Annotated in this window: 1 rRNA gene; it reads left to right on the forward strand. The window is 54.9% G+C overall.

The features are described from left to right. Nucleotides 1-1,537 (forward strand): 23S ribosomal RNA (locus HMPREF2757_RS03845); the annotation flags it as partial.

The raw sequence follows: 1,537 nt of genomic DNA on the forward strand, positions 1-1,537 counted from the left end.
CTCCTTTGGAGTGTGTGTGGTGTGTGGTGGTGGGACCTGAGGGTTTTGTAGGTAAGCGTGGTAACAGGTGTGACGCAGGAAGGTAGCCGGGCCGTGCGATGGTTGTCGCGGTCTAAGGTTGTAGGCCGTGTGGTTGGCAAATCCGCCACACATATAGGGCTGAGAGCTGATGGGCGCCCCACAATGGTGGGGTGATCCGGTGATCCTCTGCTGCCAAGAAAAGCATCGACGTGAGGTTCAAACTGCCCGTACCCTAAACCGACTCAGGTGGTCAGGTAGAGAATACCAAGGCGATCGAGATAATCGTGGTTAAGGAACTCGGCAAAATGCCCCCGTAACTTTGGAAGAAGGGGGACCACCCTGGTGAACAACCCTGGCGGTTGGATGTGCTGGTGGTGGTCGCAGAGGCCAGAGAGAAGCGACTGTTTACTAAAAACACAGGTCCGTGCGAAGACGTAAGTCGATGTATACGGACTGACGCCTGCCCGGTGCTGGAAGGTTAAGAGGATCTGTTAGAACTTGGTTCGAAGCGGAGAATTTAAGCCCCAGTAAACGGCGGTGGTAACTATAACCATCCTAAGGTAGCGAAATTCCTTGTCGGGTAAGTTCCGACCTGCACGAATGGCGTAACGACTTCTCTGCTGTCTCAACCGCGAACTCGGCGAAATTGCATTACGAGTAAAGATGCTCGTTACGCGCAGCAGGACGGAAAGACCCCGAGACCTTCACTATAGTTTGGTATTGGTATTCGGTGTGGCTTGTGTAGGATAGGTGGGAGACGTAGAAGCATGCACGCCAGTGTGTGTGGAGTCATTGGTGAAATACCACTCTGGCCATAGTGGATTCCTGAACTTCGGGCCCTGATCGGGTCCAGGGACAGTGCCTGATGGGTAGTTTAACTGGGGCGGTTGCCTCCCAAAGAGTAACGGAGGCGCCCAAAGGTTCCCTCAGCCTGGTTGGCAATCAGGTGGTGAGTGTAAGTGCACAAGGGAGCTTGACTGTGAGACGGACGTGTCGAGCAGGAGCGAAAGCTGGGACTAGTGACCCGGCCATGGCTTGTGGAAGCGTGGTCGCTCAACGGATAAAAGGTACCTCGGGGATAACAGGCTGATCTTGCCCAAGAGTCCATATCGACGGCATGGTTTGGCACCTCGATGTCGGCTCGTCGCATCCTGGGGCTGGAGTCGGTCCCAAGGGTTGGGCTGTTCGCCCATTAAAGCGGTACGCGAGCTGGGTTTAGAACGTCGTGAGACAGTTCGGTCCCTATCCGCTGCGTGCGTAGGAAATCTGAGAAGGGCTGTCCTTAGTACGAGAGGACCGGGACGGACGAACCTCTGGTGTGCCAGTTGTACCGCCAGGTGCATGGCTGGTTGGCTACGTTCGGGAAGGATAACCGCTGAAAGCATCTAAGCGGGAAGCCTGCTTCAAGATGAGATTTCCCCTGAGGTGTCCAGTAGACGACTGGGTTGATAGGCCAGATGTGGAAACACAGCAATGTGCGCAGCTGACTGGTACTAATACACCAATCACTCACCCA

Origin of the sequence: Brevibacterium sp. HMSC063G07 (assembly GCF_001810665.1) — a bacterium.
Lineage (GTDB): Bacteria > Actinomycetota > Actinomycetes > Actinomycetales > Brevibacteriaceae > Brevibacterium.